This is a genomic window from Inhella sp. (genome assembly GCF_027532025.1).
GTDB lineage: Bacteria > Pseudomonadota > Gammaproteobacteria > Burkholderiales > Burkholderiaceae_C > Inhella.
In genome coordinates, this window is record NZ_JAPZSY010000054.1 from 1 (window position 1) to 22,011 (window position 22,011).

Genomic DNA, 22,011 nt, shown 5'->3' on the forward strand with positions numbered 1-22,011 from the left:
CCTTCCGGGGGGGCCACCACCGGGGGGGGGGGGCCCCCAACTCCCGCCCCACCCCCCCCCTTGGGGGGGGCCCGCGGGCCCCCCGCGGCGCTTTGGGGATTCACCATGAGCGACGCCACCACCCCCAGCCACTGCCCCAACTGCGACCACCGCCTGGCGCCCTGGGACCGCTACTGCAGCCACTGCGGCCAATCGGCGCAAAACCACGCGCCCACGCTGTGGGAGTTCGTGCATGAATGGATCGTCCACTACGTGGCGCTGGAGGGCGCGTTGTGGAAGAGCTTGTGGGCCCTCATGGCCCGACCGGGCTTCCTGACGCTGGAGTACCTGGGCGGCCGCCGACGCCGCTACGTGCTGCCCCTGCGCTTGGTGCTGACGCTGGGCCTCGTCTACTTTTTGCTGCTCAAGCTGGTGGTCGCCCCCGGCAGGGGCCTGGAGTTGGAAGCGAACTTGGAGGCCCCGACCGCGGCCAGCGCCCCACCCCTGGCGGCCTCGGAGGCCTCGGCGGCCTCCTCGCCCGCCCCCGCCGCCTCGTCCGAGGCAGCGGAGCTCGAAGCACCGCCCTGGCTGGAGCCGCGTGTGCTGCGCGCCCGCGATGCCTACCGCCGCGACCCTACGGCCTTCGCCGAGCGGGCCGTGACGGGGGCGCTGTCGGTCGCGCCCTACGCGGTGTTGGCCTCCATCCCGGTGTACGCCGCGCTGCTGGCGGGCGTGCATTGGGGGCGGCGGCGCACCTACGGCGAGCACTTCGTGTTCGCCATGCACCTGCACGCCTTCTGGTACGGCTGCTTGTTGCTGGCCCTGCTGCCGCTGCCGTGGTTGGGCGGCTTGCTGTGGGCCTGGTCCAACGTCTACCCGCTGATTGCCCTCCAGCGCGTGTACGGCGGCCGCTGGCCGGCCGTGCTGTTGCGGGCTGCCGCGCTGGCGCTGTTGCACCTGTTGCTGCTCGGCTTGGGGCTGGGCACGGTGCTGGCGTTCGGAGCCTTGAGTGGCTGAGGCCGCCGGGGGCAATGCGCCCCTGCTGGAGGCCCTGAGCAACGACGCCCTGGCGCGCGACTGGCCACCGGCGGTGCTGGCCCGCGCAGCAGGCCTGCGCGCGGCCGTCGGCGCGCTGCAGGCCACGGCGGAAGGCGCGACCCGGCGCCTGCGCGCCACGGTGCAAGGCAGCCGGGCTTACGCCGTCGAACTGGTGCATGCCCCCGGCGTGCGGCTGCGCGCCCAATGCGACTGCCCGCACGCCCGCGGCGGACACCCGTGCAAGCACGCTGCGGCGTTGGCAATGGTGTGGCGCGCCCAGCTGGGTGCAGCCGTGGTGGCCGCGCCTGCGGCGCCGCCGGTGCAAGAGCCCGCTTGGGCCGCCTTCGTGCGCCGCCAGCCCTCCGAGGCCCTGGCGCAACGCCTGCTCGACTGGGCCGGGGTGGACCCCGGACTGCGCCGCAACCTGCAAGCCTGGGCGGCCCTGGCCGAGCCCGCCAGCGACACGGCCGCGGCCCGCCGCGCGGTGGGCGCTTTCCTCGCCGCACCGTCGGGCGGTCTGCATGCGCGCACCTGGCCCGCCCACCTGCGGCGGGCCCAGGGCGTGTTGGGGCTCATCGACGGCTGGCTGGCCGAGCGCCCTGCGCTGGCCGCCCAAGCCAGCACCTGGGCCTTGGTCCGGCTGCGCCGCAGCGCGCGCCGCGTGGGCGACCCCCAGCACCTGGCCCACGACCTGCTGCAGGCCTTGATCCGCCGCTGGTGCCAGGCCGTGCCCGCGGCCGGCTGGTCGGCCGCCGAGTGCGCGGCTGCCGCCGAGTCGCTGCTGGCCGACGACCGCGAAGCGCTGGTCGACCGCGCCGCCGTGCTGGCCGCGCTGCCGCCCGAGGCCGTGGCCCGCTGGGGCCAGCGCCAGGCCGAGCGCTGGGCCGTGCTGCGCGACCAGGCCGACGCCGACCCCATCCAGCGTGACGCCGCCAAACGGGCCTGGCACGGCCACCTGATCGCTGCAGGCGACGGCCCCGGCGAGCTGGACCTGCTGCGTCAAGACCTGCGCAGCGCCGACGACCACCTCGCCCTGGTGCAGGCCTTGCAACGCTGGGGCCGCCCGCGCGAGGCGGTGCAGGCGGCCGAGCAAGCCTGGCGTGCCCACCCGCAGCACCCGGGCTTGGAGGCGGCTCTCCTGGCCGTTTACGAGCGCGACGGCTGGGACGACGAGGTGCTCGCACTGCGCCGCGCTGCCTTTGAACGCGCACCCAGCGTGGCGGCTTACCACGCGCTGCTGCAGGCCGCAGCCCAGGCTGGTGCCGACGTGGCGCTGGAGCGCGAACGCTGCTGGGCGCTGCTGGACAACGCCCGCGGCTTCACCGCCGAGACCCTGGCGGGCCTGCGCCTGGACCTGTGGCGCAGCGAAGGCCGCTTCGACGAGGCCCTGACCTGGCTGAGCGTGCCGCGCCCCCTGCCCGCGCTGGCCCTGCGTCGCTGGGTGCAGGCCCTGCCAGCGGCGCACGACGCCGCCGCGGCCGATTGGCTCAAGCGCCTGCTGGCCGACGAGTTGCGCCACGCCCGCCCGCCGTTCGAGGGCGCGCTGGCCCTGGTGCGCGACACCCTGACCCGCCTCAGCCCCGAGGCCGGACGCCTGTGGTTGGCTTGGCTGAAGCTGGAGCACCGCGCCCAGCCCGCCTTCGTGCAGGCGCTGCGCGGGCTGTGACAATTCCAGGCCCTGCTGCACCCAAGCCCTTGCGAACCATGACCACCGCCTTGCTCTCGTCCTCCCTGCACTCGCTGCCCCTGCTGGCCCGCGGCAAGGTGCGCGACAACTACGCCGTGGGCGACGACCGCATCCTGATGGTGGCCACCGACCGACTGTCGGCCTTCGACGTGGTGATGGGCGAGCCCATCCCCGGCAAGGGCGCGCTGCTCACGCAGATGGCCCTGTTCTGGTTCGAGAAGCTCAAGGACGTGGTGCCCAACCACCTCACGGGCGATGACCCGCTGAGCGTGGTCGCCACCGACGAGGTCGACCAGGTGCGCGACCGCGCCATGCTCGTCAAGCGCCTCAAGCCCTTGCCCATCGAGGCCGTGGTGCGCGGCTACCTGGCCGGCAGCGGCTGGAAGGAATATCAAGCGAACCAGTCGGTGTGCGGCGTGGCACTGCCAGCCGGCCTGCGCAACGCCTCTAAGTTGCCCGAGCCCATCTTCACGCCGGCCACCAAGGCCGACGTGGGCGACCACGACGAAAACATTGCCTTCGAGCAGGCCGCCGCCCTGATCGGCCCCGAGTTGGCCGCCAAGGTGCGCGACACCGCCATCGCCCTGTACCAGCGCGCCGCCGAGTACGCCCTCACCAAGGGCATCATCATTGCCGACACGAAGTTCGAGTTCGGCCTGGACGCCGACGGCACCCTGACCTTGATGGACGAGGTGCTGACGCCCGACTCCAGCCGCTACTGGCCCATCAGCGGCTACCAAGCCGCCTTCGAGCAAGGCGCCAACCCGCCCAGCTTCGACAAGCAGTTCGTCCGCGACTGGTTGGAAGCCCAGCCCTGGAACAAGACCGCGCCCGCCCCCACCCTGCCACCCCAGGTCATCGACCAAACCGCGGCCACCTACCGCGAGGCCTTCCGGCGCTTGAAGGGCTGAGCATGGCCGCCACGCCATCCCGGCTCTTGCTCAAGATCGAGCAGGCCCTGCAGGCGGCCGAAGCCGGTGGCGAGCGCTTGAACGCGCTCGTGCTGCGCGCGCAGCGGGCGCTGGTGCTGGTGCGCCTGGGCGACCTGAACGAGGCGCGGGACGAGCTCACCGCCTTGCACCAACAGGCCTTTGCCAGCCCCCACCCCGAGCTGTCGGCGTGGCTGCACCTCGCCGAAGGCCTCACGGGCATGCTGCAGAACCTGGGCAACCAAGCCTCTGAACACTTCCACAAGGCCCTGGCGCTGGCCCGACTGGGCCGTGCCCGCAGCGCCGAAGCCCAGGCCCACCGCTACCTGACCAACCTGGCCTATTACCGCCACGACCTGCCCGCCCTGCTCGTGCACGCCCAGGCCGCGCTGGCCTTGCCGGCGGACACCGACCCCGCGGCCATGGCCGGCGTGCACCTGTGGGTCGGCTTGGCCCACCTCTATGCCGGCGACGTCGAGGCCTCACGGCCCTGGCAAGTGGCCTGCCGCGTCATCGCCACCCAAGCGGGTGACGACGCCTGCGTGGCCTCCCTCGTCTACAACACCGCCGAGCTGCGCGTGGCGCAGGTGCGGCAAGCCGAATTGGGGGGCGGCGGCTCAGGGTCGCTGCCCGCGCTGCTGGCCTGCGTGAACTCGGCCGACAACTTCGAACGCGCGGTCGGCGTGGCCTCGCTGCAGGTGCTCAACCCGCTGCTGCGTGCCAAGGTGCTGGTGGCAGAGGGCCGATTCGCCGAGGCCGTCGCGCTGTACGACGTGCACCTGCAACCGGCGGTGGATCAAGGCTTGGCGCGCTTGGCCTCGTCGGGGCACGCCGAGCTGGCGTGGTGCCATGCCAACCTGGGTCAAACCGAGTTCGCCCGGCAGCATGCCGACGCCGCGGCCGCCGCGCTGAACGCCAACGTGGACCACGACGACCGCGCCGTCACCCATGGCCGCTTGGCCCAGGCCTGGGGCGAACTCGGCGATGCCGACCGCAGCCAGCACCACCGAGCGCAGGCGCAAGTCGCTTGGGGGGCGTTCAACGCCCTGCAGGCCGACTGGCGCGACCAACTCCGCGCGAGCGGCTTGCAAGCGCAACCCGCCGGCTGATCCCGCCGGCATCGCACGCCAGCGGTCTGGGCCAGGGCACACGCTGCGCCATGACAACCGCTCCACGCCGCCGAGGGCAGCGCGATCGCGCGACACCAGCCCGATACGGGACGCGACGCGGGTCAGAACAGCGCCATGCTGAGCTTGCGCCGGTAGCTCTCGACCACGGGGTCGGTCGGCGCTGCGACGGCGTGGCCCGTGAGCTGGAGCTTGCTTGCTGCGGCGTCCTTGCCGGCGGCCGGCTTGGGCTGGGGCTTGGTCAGGATTTCCAGCAGGGCGACGTACAGCTTGCGCGCAGCCTGGTCGTTCCAGGCCTTGTCGCGCATCAAAATCTCCAGCAGCTCGTCCATCGCGGCCGGGAAATCACCGCGGGCGGCGTGGCTCTGGGCCCAGCGGAAGCGGGCCTCGAAGTCGCGCTTGTTGGCGGCGATGGCCGCCTGCAAAGCGGTGGTGTCAGCGCCTTGTGCGGCCTGGACGGCCGCCAGCCACTGCGCCAGGGCAGCAAAACGAGCGTGCGGCGCGATCTTGTCGGCCGCCTGGGCCGCCACCGGCGAAAAGGCCGCCTCGGCAGCGGCCCACTGACCCCGCTCCAACAGGGCTTTGACGAGGTCGAAGCGTGCCGTTTCGTTGCGCGGGTCGACCTCCAGCGCATCCTGCAGATGCGCCAGGGCCGCGTCGGCATCGCCCTCGGCCAGCAAGGCCTCGGCCTCCTGCACCTCGTCTTCGGCCGCCAGGGCCGCCTCGCTGGGCACGTGCTTGTCCAAGAAGGCGCGAATCTGCGCCGCGGGCAGCGCACCCACGAAACCGTCCACCGGCTGGCCGCCGACGAACATCACGCAAAACGGGATGGAGCGCACACCGAACGCGGCCGACAGCTGACCGGCGATTTCAGGCTGCTCGTCGCTGTTGAGCTTGGCCAGGATGAAGCGCCCGCCGTACTCGGCCTCGAGCGTTTCCAGCACGGGGCCCAGGGCCTTGCAGGGGCCGCACCAAGGCGCCCAGATGTCCAGCAACACCGGCGTTTGCGCGCTGGCCGCCAGCAGTTCGGTTTGGAAGTTCTCGAGAGTGATGTCGATCATGGGAGGGGCACTTGAGGGCGACTGCCTAAAATTCAAACCGTTTGACCGACCCAGCGCAAGGAGCGCGAGTGACCAACCCGACCAACCCACGCATCGGCGTGGTGATGGGCTCCAGCAGCGACTGGGAGACCCTGAAGGCAGCGGCCGAGATTCTCACGGAGTTCGGCGTCGCTTTCGACGCCCAGGTGCTTTCGGCCCACCGCATGCCCGACGACATGTTCCGCTACGCCGAAACCGCGCGCGAGCGCGGCCTCGCGGCCATCATCGCCGGCGCCGGGGGCGCGGCCCACCTGCCGGGCATGCTCGCCGCCAAGACCACCGTGCCCGTGCTGGGCGTGCCCGTGGCCTCGCGCCACCTGCAAGGCGTGGACAGCCTGCACTCCATCGTCCAGATGCCCAAGGGCATTCCCGTGGCCACCTTCGCCATCGGCACGGCCGGTGCGGCCAACGCGGCGCTGTTTGCCGTGGCCCTGCTGGCCACGCACGACGACGCCCTGCACGCCCAACTCCAGGCCTACCGCGAGCGGCAAACGGCCGCCGCCCGCGCCATGAGCGCCCAACTCGCATGACGCCCACCCCTCGTCCCTTGCCCCCCGGCAGTTGGCTCGGCATGCTGGGCGGTGGCCAGCTGGGCCGCATGGCGGTGCACGCCGCCCAGACCCTGGGCTACCGCGTGGCCGTGCTGGAGCCCGACACGCAGGCCCCCGCGGGCGCCGCGGCCGACTTCCACCTCCAAGCCGTCTACACCGACCCCGAAGCCCTGGCCGAACTGGCCCGGCGCTGTGGCGCGGTGAGCACCGAGTTCGAGAACGTGCCGGCGCAGGCGCTGGACAGGCTGGCCGCCGCCGTGCCCGTGGCCCCGGCGGGCGCCGCGGTGGCGGTGTGCCAAGACCGCGCACTGGAAAAGGCCCATTTCGCCAAGAGCGGCGTGGCCTGCGCCCCTCACGTGGTGCTCAACGACCTTGACGACCTGACCCGCGTGGGCGACGAGCTGCTGCCCGGCATCCTCAAGACCACCACCCTGGGTTACGACGGCAAAGGCCAACGCCGAGTGCGCGACCACACCGAGTTGCTGGCCGCCTTTGCCGAACTGGGCGGCGTGCGCTGCGTGTTGGAGGCCCTGCTGCCGCTCGCGGCGGAGCTGAGCGTCATCGTCGCGCGCGGCCGCGACGGCGCGCTGGTCACCTTGCCCGTGCAGCGCAACTGGCACGTGAGTGGCATCCTGGCCACCACGGTGGTGCCCGCCACGGGCATCGACGCCCGACAGATCGCGCAAGCCGAGGCCTCGGCCCGGGCCATCGCCGAGGCGTTTGGCTACGTGGGGGTGCTCTGCATCGAGTTCTTCGTGCTGACCGATGGGCGCCTGCTCGCCAACGAAATGGCACCTCGGCCTCACAACAGCGGGCACTACAGCATCGACGCCTGCACCGTCTCGCAGTTCGAGTTGCAGGTGCGCGCCATGGCCGGCCTGCCCCTGGGCCAGCCGCGCCTGCACAGCCCGGCGGTGATGCTCAACCTGCTGGGCGACCTGTGGTTTCTGGCCGACGGCACGCAGCAGGAACCCGACTGGGCCACGGTCCTGGCCCTGCCCGGTGTGCATTTGCACCTTTACGGCAAAACCGAGCCGCGCCGCGCCCGCAAGATGGGTCATCTCACCGTGACGGCGCCCACGCAGGCCGACGCCCTGGCCGTGGCGCGCCGGGTGGCGGCGCACCTGGGCCTGCCCACGGACGGCCTGTGACCCTGCTCCACCCCGACGCCGCCGCGCAGGTCCTGGCCGATGGGGGCGTGGTGGCCCTGCCCACCGAGACCGTGTACGGCCTGGCGGCGCGGGCCGACGACGACGCGGCCGTGGCACAGATCTTCCGCACCAAGGGCCGTCCGGCGGACCACCCGCTCATCGTCCACGTGGCCGACGCCGAAGCGGCACGGCACTTTGCCGCCGACTGGCCACCCCTGGCGCAGCGCCTGACCGCGGCGTTTTGGCCCGGGCCCCTCACCGTCATCGTGCCGCGACGCGCGGGGGTGGCCGAAGCCGCTGCAGGCGGCCACGCCACCATCGGCCTGCGCTGCCCGTCGCACCCGGTGTTCGCCCAGGTGCTGACGGCCGCTCGGCTGCGGGGCGTGCTGGGCTTGGCCGCGCCCAGCGCCAACCGATTCGGCCGCGTCAGCCCCACCACGGCGGCGCACGTGCTGGCCGAGTTCGGCGGGGCGGTGCCCGTGGTCGATGGCGGCGAGTGCGCCGTGGGCATCGAGTCGACCATCGTCGACTGCTCGCGCGACCACCCCGTGCTGCTGCGGCCGGGCACGATCGACGCGCCCGCCCTGGCCGCCGCCGCCGGCGAAGCCGTGCGTGCGGCCGATGCCCAGGCCCCCAAGGCCGCGGGCACCCTGGCCGCTCATTACGCCCCCCGGGCCCGCCTGCGCTTGTTCGCGCCCGAAGCGCTGGCCCAAGCGCTGGCCGAAGCGGCCACCCGGCCGCCGGCGGGGCTGGCGGTATATTCCCGCGCCCGCTGGGCCCATGTGGCTTGGCGCTGGGTGGCCATGGCCGACGACCCGGGTTTGACGGCGCGGCAACTGTTCGCCACCCTGCGCCGCTTGGACGACGAGGGCGTGCGCGAGATCTGGGTCGAAGCCCCGCCGGGCGACGACCCGCGATGGGCCGGGGTGCTGGATCGCCTGCAACGGGCGGCGGTGGCCCACCTGTCGGTTTGAACGTGTTGGAGTGACTGTGATGAACGCTGCGCGCTGGCGCCTGGGCCTGCTGGCCACCTCCCTGACCGCTTTGCTGGTCGCCTGCGGCGGTGGCCGGGGTCAGATCGAGCCCTTCAAGCCCACGCGCATGTTGAGCTTCGGCGATGAAAGCAGCCTGGTGCTGCCCGATGGCCGCCGCTACGGCATCAGCGACTTCAAGCGCGGCACCGACGGCAACGTCATCCAACCCGCTACCGTGGACTGCGCGGCCAACCCGACCTGGACCCAGGTTGTGGCCGGCGCTTATTCCCTGGTGATGGCAGCGTGCAACCCAACGGCCGCCACGGTCACCGCCTTCCAGTACGCCACCGTGGGCGCCCGCGTGGCCGACATCAAGACGCAGATCGACCAGCATTTCGCCAGCGGCACCGTGGGGCCCAAGGACCTCATCACGGTGATGGCGGGCACGAACGACGTGATCGCGCTCTACCAGCAGTACCCGACGCTGACCGAAGCGCAAATCACCGACCAACTGGTTGCCCGGGGGCGTGCGCTGGCCGACCAGGTCAACCGTCTGGCCAACGCCAACGGCCGCGTGGTGGTGCTGACCATCCCCGACGTGGGCCTGACGCCCTACGCCTTGGCCCAGAAGGCGGCCAACACCGACACCGACCGCGCCGCGCTGCTGAGCCGACTGACCACCAGCTTCAACACCGCCATGCGCCTGGGTCTCATCAACGACGGCCGCCTGATCGGGCTCGCCCTGGCCGACGAATCGGTCACCACCGCCGCCCGTTTCCCGTCGGCCTTCGGGCTGAGCAATGTGACCACCGGCGCCTGCGCCACGGCCCTGCCTGACTGCACCACCAGCACGCTGGTGACCGACGCCACGGCCGCGACTTGGTTGTGGGCCGATGACCGACGCCTGGGGCCCGAGGGCCAACGGCGCCTGCTGGGCGACCCCGCCTTGCAGCGCGCGGGCACCAACCCCTTCTAAGCGCCCGCGGCCCAGCGCACGGCGGCGTCGAGCACGCCGCGCCCGCGCTGCACCTGGGCGTGCTGCAACATCGCCACCAGCGCCCAGCGGCGGCCCTCACCGTCCTGCACGTAGCCGGCCAGGGCCGCGACGTCGCGCAGCGAGCCCGTCTTGAGGTGAGCTCGCGCCTGCGCCGCCCCAAAGCGACTCGGTTCGCGCGACAAGGTGCCGTCCACCCCGGCCAAGGGCAGCGAGGCCACGAATTCGGGCATCACTGGGCTGGCCCAGGCCGCCTGCAGCAGCTGCCCCAGTTGCTCGGCGCTCAGCCGGCTGTCGCGCGACAAGCCCGAGCCGTTGTCCAGCACAAAGGCATCGGCAGCCCAACCCAAGCGCTGCTGCGCAAAAGCTTGCAGGCGCTGGCGCGCCCCCAGGCGGGTCGCAGGACGCTCGCCATCGGCCAGGGCCAGCGTGAGGGCCAACTGCTCGGCCATGGCGTTGTTGCTGAACTTGTTGATGTCGCGCACCACCTCGGCCAAGACGGGCGATCGGTGCTCGAAGCGCGGCGACCCTTCCGGCGCGCTGCCCGCGCGCACATGCCCGCGCAGGCGGCCTCCCAGGTCTTGCCAAAGCCTCGCCAGCAGGCGGGCGTTGTAGGTGTCTGGCTCGGGGTCGGCCAGCGGCCAGCTCTGCGCGCCACAGGCCGCCGGCAGGTGGCCGGCCAGCCGCAGCGGCTCGGTGCGGCCCGGGGTCTCCACCCAATTGGCGCGCAAGGCGCCGCGGGGGTCGCGGCAGGGCCCGGGGCGCAGCGGCACGGTCTGCGGCGGCAGCAGGCCGGTGTCGCTGCCCACCCAGGCCCGGCCGCTGCTGGGGTCGGGCAGCCATTGCAGCTCGTGCGCTTTGAAGTTCAGCAGCAAGGCATCGGGCTGGACATTGCCCGGGCGCCAGGGTTCGCCATCGAAATCAGCGGCCGAACGCGGCTCGGGGGCGAACAGGCTGCTGTCCAGCACGATGTCGCCCGCGATCTCGCGCACGCCCTGCTGCCGGATGCGACGCAACAGCAGCCACACCCGCTCCAGCACCAAGCTGGGGTCGCCTTGACCCTGGATCACGACATCGCCCTCCAAGACGCCGTCGGACAGGCGAACGGGCCCGGTGAACCAAACCGGCGTGCGCCAACGCCAACCCGGGCCCAGCACGCTCAGGCCCATCCAGGTGGTGAGCAACTTGGCCAGCGACGCCGGGTTGTGCAGCGCTTGCGCGCGCCAAGCGCCGCGCGGCGCACCGCCTTCCACCGGCGCACACCACAGGGCCAGCGCGCTGTCGGGCAAACCGGCCTCGCGCAAGGCCTGTTGCACCACGCCCGGCAGGCCTGCCGGCCCGGTTTGCGCCCGCGCCGCCAGCCCCCAGGCCAGCGCGCCCCACAAGGTGTCCCGTCGCTTCATGGGGGCCATCGTAGGAGGCGGCCACCTAAAATCGATGGATGACGCTCCCGCTCTCGGCCACCCGCCCCAGTCGCGCCCTGCGGTTGCTGGCCATGGACTGCGCGGGCGACACCTTGGCCCTGGCACTGACGCAAGGAGAGGCGGTGCGTGCCACCGCCGAAGAACCCGGCGGCGCCCGCGCTTCTGAGCGCCTGCTGCCCCTGGCAATGGACTTGTTGGCCGCCCAAGGCTGGACCTGGGCCGACCTCGACGGCATCGCTTTTGGTCGCGGGCCGGGCGCGTTCACCGGCCTGCGCACGGCCTGTGCCGTGGCGCAGGGACTGGCTTTGGGGCTGGACCGCCGCCTGCTGCCCATCGACAGCCTGCTCATCGTGGCTGAAGACGCCGCGGCGCAGGCTGGAGCCGCGCTGACGCACTGCACGGTGGCCGTGGATGCGCGCATGGGCGAGCTGTACCACGCCCGCTACCAGCGCTTGAGCCAGGGCTGGTTGACGCTGCGGGAGCCTGGGTTGGGCGCCCCGGCCAGCCTGCCCCAGGCCCCAGGCGACGCCTGGGCCGGCAACGGCCTGGCCCTGTTGCCCGAAGCGCCCCCCGGGCCGTCTTGGCCCCAACAACAGGACCGGGCGGGCGCGCTGGGCCGCTTGGCCGTCGCGGCCGCGCAGGCCGAGGCCTGGGTGGATGCGGCCGACGCCCTGCCGGTTTACGTGCGCGACAAGGTGGCCCTGACGACCGCCGAGCGCGAGACCATCGCGTCATGAGCGCTCTGCCACAAGTGGCGCAGGCGGTGTCGCCGGCCGATCTGGTGTGGCGGCCGCTGGACGTGGCTTCGGTCGAGCGCATCCTTCCCATCGAGCAGCAGGTCTACAGCCACCCCTGGACGCGCGGCAATTTCATCGACTCCATCGCAGCAGGCCACAAGGGCGCCGTGGGCCTGCTGAACGACGACGTGGTGTGCTACTGGGTGGCCATGACCGTGCTTGATGAGGTTCACTTGCTCAACGTGGCTGTGGCGCGCGAGCACTGGGGCCAAGGCTTGGGGCAAGCCGCCATGGCGCACCTGCTGGCGCAGGCCCGTGCGGCTGGCGCCGACCAGGTGTGGCTGGAGGTTCGCGTCAGCAATGCGCGGGCCATCGCGCTGTATGCGCGACTGGGCTTCGAGCCCATGGGACTGCGTCGCGCTTACTACCCCCTGGACCCGCATCGGCGCGAAGACGCCCGGCTGATGCGCCACCTGTTGAGGCCCACTTGAGCACCCCGCCTCGCTGGACCGACCGCCAGCTTGCCCTGCTGGCCGCCCTGGGCGTGCGCGACTGGTGGCCGCTGCCGCCCACCGCGCCCGAAGCGGAACCGCAACCCAAACCCGAACCCCAGTCCGAGGCGGTGGCGGCACCCGCCGAGGCGGTGAGGCCACCACCGCCACCGGCGCCTGCCTTGCCCCAGGCCGAGCCGGCGCCGCTCGCACTCACGCTGGATGCCGAGGGCCTGAACGCCGCCATCCGAGCCTGCCGGGCCTGTGGCCTGTGCGAGGGCCGCCGCCAGGCCGTGCCGGGCGTGGGGGCCCTGCCCGCGCCCTGGATGGTGGTGGGCGAGGCCCCGGGCGAGCAAGAGGACGCGCAGGGCGAGCCCTTCGTCGGCCCGGCGGGCCAGTTGCTGGACGCGATGCTGGCCGCGATGGGCCTGGACCGTCGCGCGACCGAACCCGCGAAGCAGGTCTACATCGCCAACGCCGTGAAATGCCGCCCGCCGCGCAACCGCGCGCCCGAAGCCGACGAGCTCGCCGCCTGCAGGCCCTACCTGTGGCGACAGATCGAGCTCGTGAACCCGCGCTTGGTGCTCGTGTTCGGCAAGGTGGCGGCGCAAACCCTGCTGGGCACCGACGAGGCCCTGGGCAAGCTGCGCGGCCGCGTGCACCGGCTGCCGGATGGCCGGCCCGCGGTGGTGACCTACCACCCGGCCTACCTGCTGCGCCAGCCGCAGGACAAGCTCAAAGCCTGGGAAGACTTGTGCCTGGCCCTGGACACCGCGGAGGCCTTGCCTTGAGCGCGCTGACGCCGCCGCTGAGCGACGAACAACGCCAAGCGCTGCAAGAGGCGGCGCGCTTTCGGCTGCTGGCCGACAACGTGCCCGTGCTGATCGCGCAGTTCGAGGTCAGCAGCAACCGCTGCCAGTACGCCAACCGCCGCTACGCCGAAACCTTCGGGTTCACGCCCGAATCGGTGCTGGGCAAGACCTTCGCCGAGATCATCGGCGCCGAAGCGGCGGCCCTCATCGAGCCCGCGGTGGCCCGCGTGGCCGAGCAAGGCCGCGCTGCCACCTACGAGCGCACCGTTGTGCGGCCCGATGGGCAGACCCACCACCTGGAGGTCAACCTGCTGCCGCACCTGGACGAGCAGGGATGCGCCGTGGCGTGCTTCGTGCTGATCACCGACATCAGCAAGCATCGCCGCACCGAAGCCGCGCTGCGTGAGAGCGAAGCCCGGCTGGAAAAGTTCCTGCTCGCGTCGGTGGAGGGCATCGTGTTCCACCACCAGGGGCACATCACCGACGCCAACCCACCGCTGTGCGCGCTCACCGGCTACAGGCGCGACGAATTGATCGGGCGCTTTGTGTTGGACTTCGTCGCCCCCGAGGAGCGCGAGCAAGTCCAGGCCGTGATGCGAGACGGCCGCGAGCTGCGCTACGACAGCGCCATCCTGCACCGCGACGGCACGCGCATCCCCGTCGAACTCATCGTCCGCACCCTGGTGCGCGACGGCGTGACGCTGCGCATGAACATCGTGCGCGACATCCGCGACCGCGTGGCCGCCCAGGCCCGGATCCGTCACCTCGCGCACCACGACCCGCTCACCGGATTGATGAACCGCGCCGCCTTCATGGAGCGCCTGCAGCACAGCCTGCAGCGCGCCGGCCGCGGCGAGGAACGCCTCGCGCTGCTGTTCATCGACCTGAACAACTTCAAGCGCGTCAACGATTCCCTCGGGCATTTGAAGGGCGACCAAGTGCTCGTCACCGTGGCCGAGCGGCTGCGTGCTTGCCTGCGCGGTGGCGACCGAGTGGGCCGCTTTGGTGGCGACGAATTCGTGGTGCTGCTGGACGGTGTGCGTGGTCATGGCGACGTGCTCGCCGTGGTGCACGCGGTGCTCAGCGTCGTTGAGGTGCCCGTCGACACCGACGGGCGCGCGCTGTCGGTCACGCCGTCCATCGGCATCGCGCTGTACCCGGAGCACGGCACCGACGCCCATGCGCTGCTGCAGCACGCCGACACCGCCATGTACGAGGCCAAGGCCCGGGGCGAGCGGCAGTTCCAGTTCTTCCACCCCGAGATGGCGCAAACGGCGTACGCCGACCTCGTCATCGAAAGCCAGTTGCGCGAGGCCCTGGCGCGGGGCGAGTTCGAGCTGTATTTCCAGCCCCAGGTGGAGCCGGAAACAGGGCGCTTGGTGGGGGCCGAGGCGCTCATCCGTTGGCGCCACCCCGAGCGCGGTCTGCTCACGCCCGACACCTTCATCGCCGTGGCCGAACGCCACCTGCTGATGGTGCCCTTGAGCCAGTGGGTTCTGCGCCAGGCCGCCGAGCAAGCCCGCGCCGTTCAGCGGGCCGGCTTGCCGCCGGTGCCCATCGCGGTCAACCTGTCGCACCTGGAGTTCCGCATCGACGGTTTCGCCGACACGGTGGCCCGCGTGATCGCGGACACCGGCATCCCCGGCGCTTGGCTGCAGATGGAGCTCACCGAGCGCATGCTGATGGACGACATCCAGGGCGCCACAGCCACCCTGCAGGCGCTGCGTCGGCTCGGCGTCTCCATCGCCGTGGACGATTTCGGCACCGGCCACACGGCCCTGGCCCACCTGACCCAACTGCCGCTGGACAAGCTGAAGATCGACCAGAGCTTCGTTGCCGGCCTGCCGCACGACCGCGGCGCCATGGCCGTGACCCGCGCCATCGTGCACATGGCGCAAGACCTGGGCCTGCGCGTGGGCGCCGAGGGCGTGCGCCACCGCGCGCAGTGGGAGCAACTGCAGGTCTGGGGTTGCCATGAGTTGCAGGGCGAATTGGTGTCGCCCCCGCTGTCGGCGAGTGACTTCCTGGCCTGGGCCCAAGCGCACTCGGGCCGAATCCCGTCATGAGCGCTTCGACGGTGACGACCGAGGCCGAGGGCGACCCCCGCCTGCTGGCCCTGGTGCACGCCCGCATCGAGCAGGCCGGCGGCTGGCTGCCGTTCGACGACTTCATGGCCCTGGCCCTGTATGCACCCGGCCTGGGCTATTACGCCCGCGGCCGCCCCACCTTCGGCTGGGGGCCGCAAAGCGGCAGCGACTTCGTCACGGCGCCCGAACTGTCGCCACTGTTCGGCCAAGCGCTCGCGCGGCAGGTGGCGCAGGCGCTGGAGGTCACCCAAGTCGATGAGGTCTGGGAGTTTGGTGCGGGCAGCGGCGCCCTGGCCGAGCAAGTGCTCGACGCGCTCAGCCTCACCGAGGCCAACACCCCGCGCAGCTACACCATCGTGGAACTGTCGGCCCCGCTGCGCGAGCGCCAACAAGCACGATTGGCGCGCTTTGGCGAGCGCGTGTGTTGGGTGGACGCCTTGCCCACCCGCCTGCGCGCCGTGGTGCTGGGCAACGAGGTGCTGGACGCCATGCCCGTCAAGCTGCTGCACTTCGACGGCGCACGCTGGCTCGAGCGCGGCGTGGTGCGCGACCCCCAGGGCCGGCTGGCTTGGGCCGACCGGCCCACGGACCACCGCCCCCCCGACGAGGCCGGCCCCTGGGTGCCCGGCACCCTCACCGAGGTCCACCCGCAGAGCGAGGCATGGGTTCGCACCTTGGCGGCCACGCTGGAGGCGGGCGCCCTGTTCCTCATCGACTACGGCTTTCCCGACCGCGAGTACCACCACCCGCAACGCATCGGCGGCACCCTGATGTGCCACCACCAGCACCGTGCGGACCCCGACCCGCTGGCGCAGGTGGGGTTCAAGGACATCACGGCGCACGTCAACTTCACCCGCATCGCGCTGGCCGGGCAAGACGCTGGCATGGCGGTGCTGGGCTACACCACGCAGGCCCACTTCCTGCTGAACTGTGGCCTGACCGATCTGCTGCAAACCGCCTCGCTGCAACAGCGGGCGATGGCGCAAAAGCTCATCACCGAGCACGAGATGGGCGAGATCTTCAAAGTCATCGGCTTTGGGGCGGCCGGGCACGAATGGGAAGCCCTGGGCTTCGCCCGCGGCGACCGCAGCCACGTGCTGTGAGGCTCACTTGAGGCTCAGGCGCTGAGCCGTTCGCCGTCCTGTAGGCGTTGCCGCACCCGCCCCGGCGATTCGCCAAACCAAGCACGGCAGGCGTGGTTGAAGCTGCTTTGTTCGGCATAGCCGAGCAAGAAAGCCACCTCGGTCAGCGTCAGGGCCGGGTTGCGCAGGTACTGCAGCGCCAGTTCGCGGCGCGTGGCGTCCAGCAGCGCTTGAAACGGTGTGCCCGCCTCGGCCAGGCGGCGTTGCAGGGTGCGGGCCGACAGGCCCAGGGCGTCGGCCACCTCGGCCAAGCGCGCTTCGTCCCGCGCCAGGCGCTCGGCAATGCAGCGCTGCACCTGCGCGGCCAGGGCCGTGCGGGCGTCGGTGGCGCGCAGCGCCTGCTCGCGGGCCGCCAGCTGCTGCGCGGCGTGCTGCTCCAGCAAGGGGAAGAGCGCCGGGTCGGCGGTCGGAATGGGCTCGTGCAACAGCGCGGCGGGCACCGTGGCGCTGGTGACGGGCGCGTCGTACGCCACGCGCAGGCCCAGGCGCTGGTCGATGGCCTCGCGCAGCTCGGGGCGGGGGGCCGCGTGCGGGAAGGCCAGGGCCAGCACGGGCAAAGGCCGCTGCGCCAGCCAGGTGGCAAAGGCCAAGATGCCCGACATCACCGACTCCGGCAGCGCCGGGCAAGGGTGCGCGGCCAGCCAGGGGCTGTGCCAGCGGTAGTGCGCCTGCTCGCCGTCGATCAGCAGTTCGCTGCGGCCGAGGTCGTGCGCCAGGCCCTCGAAGCGCTGCGTCAGCGCGATGGCCTCGTCAAAGCGCGGGCAAGACAGCACCGCGTGCCCGTAGGCCACGAAGCTGGCGGTGCGCATGCGCGCGCCCACGCGCCAGCCAAAGTCCTCGCCCGCCTGCGCGCGGCCCAGGTTCAGCAGGGCCAGGTAGTCGGCCACGGGCAGGGTGTCGGCCTCGGGCACGGGCGCCGCCACGCCGCAGGCCGCGAGCTCGTCCAAGGCCGCCTGCGCGTAGGGCCGTGCCACCCGGGCCTGGGGCCAGGGGGGCAGCGGCGAAGGCAGTTGGCGTGAATTCACAAACGGGCGGGTCGGCGGCAACAAGCCAAAGGGCGAGCCCGTTCCTAGCATCGCGGCCTTTTCGAGGAGCGACCGATGCGGCGTTGGAACGGGTGGGGCGATGAATCGGTGCGGGCCACGCTGGCCCCCGAGGCCTTGGCATTCTTGCGCGAGGCCGTGGGCACGCCCCAGCCGGTGCCCGACGCCGAACTGGCCGCCGTGTGCGCCGGCATCCCCGACAGCCGCCTGCCCCCGCACCCGCTGGTGGACACCGCGCCCGAGGCGCGCCTGCGCAGCAGCCTGGGCCAGAGCCTGGGCGACTGGATCGCGCTGCGCTTCGGCGCGCTGCCGCGCGTGAGCGATGGCGTCGCCCACCCCACGCACCGCGCCGAGGTGCGCACCCTGCTGGACTGGGCGCAGGCCGTGGGCGCACTGGTCATCCCCTGCGGTGGCGCCACCTCGGTGGTGGGCCACCTGACGCCCGAGGCCGCCGAGCCGCGCCCGGTGCTGACCCTGAACCTCAGCCGCCTGCGCGCGATGACGCGGCTCGACGCCGAGGCGCAACTCGCCACTTTCGAGGCCGGCGTGCTGGGCCCCGACTTGGAGGCGCAGCTGCGCGCCCAAGGCTTGACGCTGGGCCACTTCCCGCAGAGCTTCGAGCAGGCCTCGCTGGGCGGCTGGGTGGTCACGCGCAGCAGCGGCCAGCAAAGCCTGCGCTACGGGCGGGCTGAAGCCTGGTTCGCCGGCGGCACGATGTTGGCGCCGCAGGCCGAATGGACGATCCCGCCCCTGCCCGCCAGCAGCGCCGGGCCCAACCTGCGCGAGTGGGTGCTGGGCAGCGAGGGCCGCCTGGGCGTGCTGACCGACGTGACCGTGCGCGTGACGAAGTTGCCCGAGGTCGAGCGCTTCGTCGGCGTGTTCTTCCCCAGCTGGGAGGCCGGCGTGGCCGCCACGCGCGAACTGGCCCAGAGCAAGCTCGGAGGCTTGTCCATGCTGCGCCTGGCCAACGCGGTGGAAACGCGCACCACCCTGAAGCTCGCCGGCCTCGCCGGCGCCATCGCCAGGCTGGAGCGCTACCTCGGCTGGCGCGGCTGCGGCGATGGCAAGGTGCTGCTCTTCGTCGGCCTGACCGGCAGTGCCGCCCAGGTGCACGCGACCGAACGCGAGGCGCGCAGCCTGTGGCGCCGCCACGGTGGCGTGGGCACGGGCACGGTGCTGGGCCGGAAGTGGGCGGCCAAGCGCTTCGCCGGCGTGTACCTGCGCAACGCACTGTGGGACGCCGGCTTCATGGTCGACACCATGGAAACCGCCGTGCCCTGGGGCCGCACCACGGTCATGGTGAACGCGATCGAAACCGCCGGCCGCGAGGCCCTGGCGGCGATGGGCGAGCGCTGCCACGCGTACACGCACCTCAGCCACGTCTACTCCACGGGCAGCTCGGTTTACAGCACCTTCGTGCTGCGCGTGGGCGCTTGCGCCCAGGAGAGCCGCGCGCGCTGGCTGGCGCTGAAGGTCGCCGTCACCCAGGCCATCGTGGCGCAGGGCGGCACGGTGAGCCACCAGCACGGCGTGGGCCGCGACCACGCGCCCTACCTCGGCGCCGAGAAGGGCACGGCCGGCTTGGCCGCCATCGACGCCTTGATCGCCCACGCCGACCCCCACGGCCTGTTGGCCTCGGGCAACCTGCGCCCTGCCGTAGACCGCCGCTTCAGCGGTCTGCCGTCCTCCGTTCGGGCTGAGGTATCGAAGCCCAGCGGCAGCCCACCCAGGCCCCATCCATGAGCACCCCGGTCGACACCGACCTGCTGGTGATCGGCGGCGGCATCAGCGGCGCCGGCGTGGCCCTGGCCGCCGCGCGCCGCGGCCTGCGGGTGACGCTCGTGGAGCGCGACGACTTCGCCAGCGGCGCCAGCAGCGCCAGCAGCAAGCTGGTGCACGGCGGCCTGCGCTACCTGGCGAAGGGGGCGGTGCACCTCACGGCGCAAAGCCTGCGCGAGCGCGAGCGCCTGCTGCGCGAGCTGCCGGGCCTGGTGCAACGCCTGCCCTTCTCGCTGGCCGCCGGCGGCGCGGCCTCGCGCGCCAGCACGGCCCTGGGCCTGCGCCTGTACGACGCCCTCGCCCGCCGCCACGCCCGCGGCTTCGACCCTGCCGCCACCCTGGCCTGGACCGTGCCCGGCTGGCACGCGCCGCAAGGCGCGCACCGCTACGACGACGCCAGCACCGACGACGCCCGCCTGACCTTGCGCGTGCTGCAAGAGGCGCGAACCTTGGGCGCGCAACTGCACAACCGCACCGCGCTGGAGGCGCTGACGCGCGACGCGCAAGGCCAAGTCAACGGCGCACAACTTCGCGGCCCGGACGGCAAGGCCTGGACCCTGCGCTGCCGCGCCGCGGTGGCCGCCACGGGTGCGCACCTGGCCACGCTGGCCGATCAGGTCGGCCTGCAAGCCCCCAAGCTGCGGCCGCTGCGCGGCAGCCACCTGCTGCTGCCCCTGTGGCGCCTGCCCCTGGCCCGTGCCGTGGCCTGGCGCCACGCGCGCGATGGGCGCCCCGTCTTCGCCTACCCCTGGCTGGGCACGCTCATCGTGGGCACCACCGACGAAGACCACCCCGACCCCGAACGCGCCCCGCGCATCACCGCGGCCGAGCAGGCCTACTTGCTGGACGCGCTCGCCCAGGCCTTCCCCCGCGCCGGCATCCAAGCCCGCGACCTGCAATGCACTTGGGCCGGCCTGCGCCCGGTGCTGGACAGCGGCCAAGGCCTCGCCCCCTCGCAAGAGCGGCGCGACACCCTGGTGCAGGCCTCGCAGGGCCTGGTGCTGCTGAGCGGCGGCAAGCTCACCACCTTCATCCCCATGGCCGAGGCCGCGCTGCGCGCCGCCGCGCCCTGGCTGCCGCCGCTGCGCGAGCCCACTCACCCCGCCTGGTTCGCCGGCGGTGGCACGCCTCTGCCCCCCGAAGCCCTGCGCGGCGAGTGCCTGGGCGGCACGCAAACCCGGATGGGCGAAATCGCCTGGAGCCTGCAGCATGAGCAGGTGCACCACCTCGACGACCTGCTGCTGCGCCGCACCCGCCTCGGGCTGCGGCAACCTGCCTTCGCGCAAGCGCTGCTGCCGGTGCTGCAAACGCCCTGCCAAACGGCCTTGGGCTGGGACGGCTCGCGCTGGCGCTTCGAGGTGGAGCGCTACCTGGCCTTGATGCACGAGCGGCATGGGGTGATCCAGTGAAGGACCTGCTCCTCAGCCTCGACCTCGGCACCCAGTCCGTCCGCGCGCTGCTCTACGACCTGCGCGGCCACCTCGTGGGCCGCGCGCAGCAGGTCTTCACCGACTACCAACGGCCCGAGCCCGGCTGGATGACGCACGACGCCGACGGCTTTTGGCAGGCCGCGGCCGCCTGCTGCCGGCGCCTGTGGGCCGAAGGGCACGAGGCGAATCGCGTGGCCGGCGTGGCCGTCACCACGCAGCGCGGCTCCCTCGTGCCGGTGGACGCGCAAGGCCGCGCGTTGAGCCCGGCCGTCATCTGGCTGGACCAGCGCCGCGCCACGCAACTGCCGCCGCTGGCGCCCTGGTGGCGCGCCGCCTTCCGCCTGGCCGGCGTGCGCGGCACCATGGACGCGTTGCAGCGCGACGCCGAGGTCAACTGGTGGGCCCAGCACGAGCCCGCGCTCTTGGCCCGCACGCACCGCTTCCTGTTGCTGTCGGGCTTTTTGCACCTGCGGCTCACGGGCGAGTTCGCCGACTCCATCGGCAGCCAGGTCGCCTACCTGCCCTTCGACTACCGCCGCCACGCCTGGGCCCGGTCTTGGGACTGGCACTGGCAGGCCCTGGCCTTGCGGCCCGACCAAGTGCCCACGCTGCACCCCGTGGGCGCCCCCATCGGCACCGTCACCGCCGCCGCCGCCCAAGCCACCGGCCTGCCCGCGGGCACCCCCGTGCTGGCCGGCGCGGCCGACAAGGCCTGCGAAGTGCTCGGCGCTGGCGCGCTGGCGCCCGAGGTGGGTGCCATCAGCTACGGCACCACGGCCACCATCAACCTCACGCTGCCGCGCTACGTCGAGCCCGAGCCCTTCGTGCCGGCCTACCCCGCGGCCGTGGCCGGGCACTTCAGCGCCGAGGTGCAAATCACCCGCGGCTTCTGGCTGGTGAGTTGGTTCAAGGAGCAGTTCGGCCACCCCGAGCGCGAGGCGGCGCAGACCCTGGGCGTGGCGCCCGAGGCCCTGTTCGACGAGCTGATCGCCGACGTGCCCCCCGGCAGCCTGGGCCTGACCCTGCTGCCCACCTGGGGCCCCGGCATCCGCACCCCCGGCCCCGAGGCCCGCGGCGCCGTGGTGGGCTTCACCGAGCAGCACACCCGCGCCCACCTGTACCGCGCCATCCTGGAGGGCCTGGCCTACGGCCTGCGCGCGGGGCGCGAGCGCCTGGAACGCCGCGCGGGCGTCACGCTCAACCAATTGCGCGCCAGCGGCGGCGGCGCGCAAAGCAACGCCGCGTTGCAACTCACGGCCGACGTCTTCCGCCTGCCCGTGGCCCGGCCGCACACGCACGAAACCTCGGGCCTGGGCGCCGCCATGGACGCCGCCGTGGGCCTGGGCCTTCACCCCGACATGCCCACCGCCGTGGCCGAGATGACGCGCGTGACGCGCTGGTTCGAGCCCCAGCCCCAAGCCGCCGACACCTACGAGCGCCTGTACCGCGAGGTCTACCGGCCGCTGTACGGGCGGCTCAAGCCCACCTTCCTGCGCTTGCGGGAGATCACGGGCCGCTGAGGCGCCTGGGTCGGCA

At 72.6% G+C, this 22,011-nt stretch carries 19 protein-coding genes; 16 read left to right on the top strand and 3 right to left on the bottom strand.

Features of this window, described 5'->3' with window-relative positions:
* Positions 1-105 precede the first annotated feature (105 nt).
* The 4 genes from O9335_RS08815 to O9335_RS08830 are packed head-to-tail and all read left to right on the top strand — an operon-like array spanning position 106 to position 4,742.
* Complete coding sequence (locus O9335_RS08815) at positions 106-996, top strand: DUF3667 domain-containing protein (RefSeq protein ID WP_298386726.1); 891 nt, start codon at positions 106-108, stop codon at positions 994-996.
* A complete protein-coding gene (locus O9335_RS08820) occupies positions 989-2,683 on the top strand; it encodes an SWIM zinc finger domain-containing protein (RefSeq protein WP_298386729.1) in 1,695 nt (564 codons plus the stop codon). Before O9335_RS08815 ends, O9335_RS08820 begins: the two co-directional genes overlap by 8 nt.
* 38 nt (positions 2,684-2,721) lie before the next feature.
* The gene (locus O9335_RS08825) at positions 2,722-3,615 is read left to right on the top strand and encodes a phosphoribosylaminoimidazolesuccinocarboxamide synthase (protein ID WP_298386732.1); all 894 of its coding nucleotides are present in this window, start codon (positions 2,722-2,724) and stop codon (positions 3,613-3,615) included.
* Between the two features lie 2 nt (positions 3,616-3,617).
* On the top strand, positions 3,618-4,742 hold the full coding sequence (locus tag O9335_RS08830; RefSeq protein WP_298386735.1) for a hypothetical protein: 1,125 nt from the start codon (positions 3,618-3,620) through the stop codon (positions 4,740-4,742).
* A gap of 122 nt (positions 4,743-4,864) precedes the next feature.
* On the opposite strand, the gene O9335_RS08835 is transcribed toward O9335_RS08830, so the two are convergent.
* Positions 4,865-5,821, bottom strand: coding sequence for a tetratricopeptide repeat protein (locus tag O9335_RS08835; protein WP_298386738.1), 957 nt, complete (start codon positions 5,819-5,821; stop codon positions 4,865-4,867).
* 104 nt (positions 5,822-5,925) lie between these two features.
* On the opposite strand from O9335_RS08835, the gene purE reads away from it, so the two are divergent.
* The 4 genes from purE to O9335_RS08855 are packed head-to-tail and all read left to right on the top strand — an operon-like array spanning position 5,926 to position 9,512.
* A complete protein-coding gene (gene purE, locus O9335_RS08840) occupies positions 5,926-6,390 on the top strand; it encodes a 5-(carboxyamino)imidazole ribonucleotide mutase (protein WP_298386795.1) in 465 nt (154 codons plus the stop codon).
* Positions 6,387-7,562: a 5-(carboxyamino)imidazole ribonucleotide synthase gene (locus O9335_RS08845; protein WP_298386741.1), complete on the top strand. Its 1,176-nt coding sequence runs from the start codon at positions 6,387-6,389 to the stop codon at positions 7,560-7,562. Before purE ends, O9335_RS08845 begins: the two co-directional genes overlap by 4 nt.
* Positions 7,559-8,536: an L-threonylcarbamoyladenylate synthase gene (locus tag O9335_RS08850; RefSeq protein ID WP_298386744.1), complete on the top strand. Its 978-nt coding sequence runs from the start codon at positions 7,559-7,561 to the stop codon at positions 8,534-8,536. The genes O9335_RS08845 and O9335_RS08850 overlap by 4 nt, the downstream gene beginning before the upstream one ends.
* A gap of 19 nt (positions 8,537-8,555) precedes the next feature.
* Positions 8,556-9,512 carry an SGNH/GDSL hydrolase family protein gene (locus tag O9335_RS08855; RefSeq protein WP_298386747.1) on the top strand — a complete coding sequence of 319 codons (957 nt, stop codon included), beginning with the start codon at positions 8,556-8,558 and terminating at the stop codon, positions 9,510-9,512.
* Here O9335_RS08855 and O9335_RS08860 read toward each other — a convergent pair.
* Positions 9,509-10,933, bottom strand: coding sequence for a D-alanyl-D-alanine carboxypeptidase (locus O9335_RS08860; RefSeq protein WP_298386750.1), 1,425 nt, complete (start codon positions 10,931-10,933; stop codon positions 9,509-9,511). The genes O9335_RS08855 and O9335_RS08860 overlap by 4 nt on opposite strands.
* Before the next feature lie 38 nt (positions 10,934-10,971).
* Here O9335_RS08860 and tsaB point away from each other — a divergent pair, with 38 nt between their 5' ends.
* Genes tsaB through O9335_RS08885 form a run of 5 tightly spaced genes read left to right on the top strand, consistent with a single transcriptional unit; the run spans position 10,972 to position 16,184 of the window.
* Positions 10,972-11,691 (top strand): tRNA (adenosine(37)-N6)-threonylcarbamoyltransferase complex dimerization subunit type 1 TsaB, encoded by a 720-nt coding sequence (gene tsaB / locus O9335_RS08865; protein WP_298386753.1) that lies wholly within the window; start codon positions 10,972-10,974, stop codon positions 11,689-11,691.
* Positions 11,688-12,182 carry a ribosomal protein S18-alanine N-acetyltransferase gene (gene rimI / locus O9335_RS08870; protein ID WP_298386755.1) on the top strand — a complete coding sequence of 165 codons (495 nt, stop codon included), beginning with the start codon at positions 11,688-11,690 and terminating at the stop codon, positions 12,180-12,182. Before tsaB ends, rimI begins: the two co-directional genes overlap by 4 nt.
* Positions 12,179-12,973, top strand: coding sequence for a uracil-DNA glycosylase (locus O9335_RS08875; protein ID WP_298386756.1), 795 nt, complete (start codon positions 12,179-12,181; stop codon positions 12,971-12,973). The genes rimI and O9335_RS08875 overlap by 4 nt, the downstream gene beginning before the upstream one ends.
* Positions 12,970-15,060, top strand: a complete 2,091-nt coding sequence (locus O9335_RS08880) for a bifunctional diguanylate cyclase/phosphodiesterase (RefSeq protein ID WP_298386759.1) — start codon at positions 12,970-12,972, stop codon at positions 15,058-15,060. The genes O9335_RS08875 and O9335_RS08880 overlap by 4 nt, the downstream gene beginning before the upstream one ends.
* On the top strand, positions 15,057-16,184 hold the full coding sequence (locus O9335_RS08885) for an SAM-dependent methyltransferase (RefSeq protein WP_298386762.1): 1,128 nt from the start codon (positions 15,057-15,059) through the stop codon (positions 16,182-16,184). Before O9335_RS08880 ends, O9335_RS08885 begins: the two co-directional genes overlap by 4 nt.
* Positions 16,185-16,198: 14 nt before the next feature.
* Here O9335_RS08885 and O9335_RS08890 read toward each other — a convergent pair whose 3' ends face one another.
* Positions 16,199-17,248: an AraC family transcriptional regulator gene (locus O9335_RS08890; RefSeq protein ID WP_298386765.1), complete on the bottom strand. Its 1,050-nt coding sequence runs from the start codon at positions 17,246-17,248 to the stop codon at positions 16,199-16,201.
* A gap of 75 nt (positions 17,249-17,323) precedes the next feature.
* Here O9335_RS08890 and O9335_RS08895 point away from each other — a divergent pair, with 75 nt between their 5' ends.
* The 3 genes from O9335_RS08895 to O9335_RS08905 are packed head-to-tail and all read left to right on the top strand — an operon-like array spanning position 17,324 to position 21,995.
* Positions 17,324-19,009, top strand: coding sequence for an FAD-binding oxidoreductase (locus O9335_RS08895; protein WP_298386767.1), 1,686 nt, complete (start codon positions 17,324-17,326; stop codon positions 19,007-19,009).
* A complete protein-coding gene (locus O9335_RS08900; protein WP_298386770.1) occupies positions 19,006-20,454 on the top strand; it encodes an FAD-dependent oxidoreductase in 1,449 nt (482 codons plus the stop codon). Before O9335_RS08895 ends, O9335_RS08900 begins: the two co-directional genes overlap by 4 nt.
* Positions 20,451-21,995: an FGGY-family carbohydrate kinase gene (locus tag O9335_RS08905; RefSeq protein ID WP_298386773.1), complete on the top strand. Its 1,545-nt coding sequence runs from the start codon at positions 20,451-20,453 to the stop codon at positions 21,993-21,995. Before O9335_RS08900 ends, O9335_RS08905 begins: the two co-directional genes overlap by 4 nt.
* Positions 21,996-22,011: the final 16 nt, after the last annotated feature.